This is a genomic window from bacterium (assembly GCA_030654305.1).
Classification (GTDB): domain Bacteria; phylum Krumholzibacteriota; class Krumholzibacteriia; order LZORAL124-64-63; family LZORAL124-64-63; genus PNOJ01.
Window position 1 is genome coordinate 1 of record JAURXS010000262.1, and the last position, 2541, is coordinate 2541.

Consider the following 2541-nt stretch of genomic DNA (forward strand, 5'->3'; position numbering starts at 1 on the left):
TCGTGCTTGGCGCCCTCGTCCACGTAGATCCGCAGCAGCTGTCCCTGCACCTCGGGCATCACGGCCCCTCCTTCAGTCGACCGGCGCGGGATCGCCGGGCAGCGGGAACCAGCGCAGGCGCTCGGCGTCGGGCGTCAGCGCGGGCGTCGCATCGGGCCGCGGCGGTTCGGCGGCCGCCGCAGCGAAGAGGCGCCGCGCCTCTTCCAGGTAATCGGCGTAGGCGCTCTCGGGCGCGGTGAGCCGGCGCGACGGGTACGACAGCCGGCCGCCGGCGTAGCTCAGGTCGTCCAGGCTCAGCCCCGCGAAGGGGCGGCGCTCGCGGTGCCGCCACAGGCCGGTCTCCAGCTGGAACTCGTAGTGCGGCAGCAGGCGCCAGCCCTGGTCCGCGATCAGCCGCACGGCCTCCAGCAGGTAGGTGAACACGGGCTCGCTGATGAAGTAGTTGAAGTTGACCCGCACCCAGCCCGGCTTGATCCCCTCGGACCCGTGCAGGATCGCCGCCTGGAACTGCAGGGAGCGCTCCCGGTCGATGCCCAGCAGCCGGTGGCCGTACGGCCCGGCGCACGAGCAGCCGCCGCGGGCCTGGATGCCGAACAGGTCGTTCAGCAGCGCGACCACGAAGTTGTGGTGCAGGTAGCGCTCGCCGTGGCGGACCATGAACGAGACGATCGACAGCCGCTCCGCCTGCAGGTTGCCCAGGATCTGCAGGCGCGGGTGGGCCGACCAGGCGGCGATGGCCCGCCGCACGAAGTCCGCCTCGCGCTCCTCGATGCTCCGCGCGCCCACGGCCTGCTTAAGGCCGAAGACCAGCCCCGCGCGGATGGCCTCGACGATCGCCGGCGTGCCGCCCTCCTCGCGCGCCGTGGGATCGACGAGGTAGTCGTGCCGGTCGGCGCCGACGTAGGCCACCGTACCGCCGCCGGGCACCGTCGGCACGCGGTTGGTCAGCAGGCCGCGCTTGACCACCAGCACGCCGGGGGTGCCCGGCCCGCCGATGAACTTGTGGGGCGAGAGGAAGATCGCGTCCTTGTGCGACGCGGGGCCGCGCCCAGGACCATACTCGGGGCCGGGGTTCATCTCGATGCGCACGTACGGCGCCGCGGCGGCGAAGTCCCAGAAGGCGAGCGCGCCGTGCTCGTGCAGCAGCCGCGACACCTCGGCGGTGTCCGAGACGATCCCGGTGACGTTGCTGGCGGCCGAGAAGCTGCCGATCAGCAGCTTCCTGCCGGCGCACGCCTGCAGCGCCGCCCGCAGCGCGTCCAGGTCGATGCGGCCGTTCTCGTCCTCGGGGATGGTCACCACCTCGGCGATGGACTCGCGCCAGGGCAGCTCGTTGCTGTGGTGCTCGTAGGGCCCGATGAAGACCACCGGCCGGTCCTGCGGCGGGAGGTGCGAGGAGAGGCCGTAGCGCGCGTCGAGGTCGGCGGGCAGGCGCAGGTTCAGGATCTCGACCAGCTTGTTGATGGCGCCGGTGGCGCCCGCGCCGCAGAAGATCACCGCGTCGCGCTCGTCGCCGCCGCAGGCCTCGAGGATCACGCGCCGCGCGTCCTCGCGGAAGCGCGAGGTCTGCTGGCCGGTCGCCGAGCTCTCGGTGTGGGTGTTGGCGTAGAGCGGCAGCACCTCGTCGGCGATGAAGTCCTCGATGAACTTCAGGGAGCGGCCCGACGCGGTGTAGTCCGCGTAGGTGATCCGGCGCAGGCCGTAGGGGCCCTCGACGGCGCGGTCGGCGCCGATGACGTTCTCGCGGATGGTGTCGATGAGGCGGGCGGTGCTGGGATCCAAGGGGGGAACCTCTTTCGGCGTGACGGCGGTGTCTGCGGATTGTAGGACCCGGCCGCGGCCTCGACAAGCGCCGAGCGGGTCAGGAGGATCCCGGCCCCGCCAACGATGCCAGCGCCGCCCCCGCCCAGGCCGCTCCCAGCCCCAGCACCACCGAAAGCGCGACGTTCAGCACCGCCCGCAGCTCGCCGCCTTCGCGCGCCAGGGCGAGGGTCTCGTTGGCGAAGGTGCTGAAGGTGGTGAAGGCGCCCAGGAAACCGATCAGCAGCGCGGCGCGCGTGGTCGGGCCCACGGGCCAGCGGTCCAGCAGCAGCGCGGCCAACAGGCCGGCGAAGAAGCAGCCCAGCGTGTTGACCACCAGCGTGCCGCCGGGGAACGAGGGCGGGAACCAGCGCTGCGCAAAGCCCGACAGGCCGTAGCGGGCGACGGCGCCCAGGGCGCCGGCCGCAGCGATGGCCAGCAGGCGCGTCACGGCGCGACCCCGGCGGTGGTCGGTGGCGGCGGCGGCGGCGATGACGGCATCTTGGGCACGCGGATGCGCAGGCAGACGAAGAAGCCCGCCACGGCGATCGCGCCGGCCAGCAGGAACACCCACTGGAAGCCATAGCGCTCCCAGATCCAGCCCGAGAGGATCGGCAGGCTCATGGCCACCACATGGTCGATGGTGATGCCCAGGGCGATGGTCGGGGTGATGTCGGCGGGATCCTCGGCGATCTTCTTGAGGTAGGTGGTGCGCGCCACGCGCAGGGCGAACAGCACGCT

Annotated in this window: 3 protein-coding genes; all 3 read right to left on the reverse strand. The window is 72.4% G+C overall.

All coding sequences use genetic code 11. From position 1 onward, the window contains the following. Nucleotides 1–72 precede the first annotated feature (72 nt). On the reverse strand, nucleotides 73–1782 hold the full coding sequence (locus tag Q7W29_07480) for an aminotransferase class V-fold PLP-dependent enzyme (protein MDO9171654.1): 1710 nt from the start codon (nucleotides 1780–1782) through the stop codon (nucleotides 73–75). A gap of 79 nt (nucleotides 1783–1861) precedes the next feature. After that, on the reverse strand, nucleotides 1862–2251 hold the full coding sequence (gene crcB, locus Q7W29_07485) for a fluoride efflux transporter CrcB (protein MDO9171655.1): 390 nt from the start codon (nucleotides 2249–2251) through the stop codon (nucleotides 1862–1864). Beyond that, a partial coding sequence (locus tag Q7W29_07490; protein MDO9171656.1) for a hypothetical protein occupies nucleotides 2248–2541 on the reverse strand: 294 nt, incomplete at its 5' end. The genes crcB and Q7W29_07490, both read right to left, overlap by 4 nt.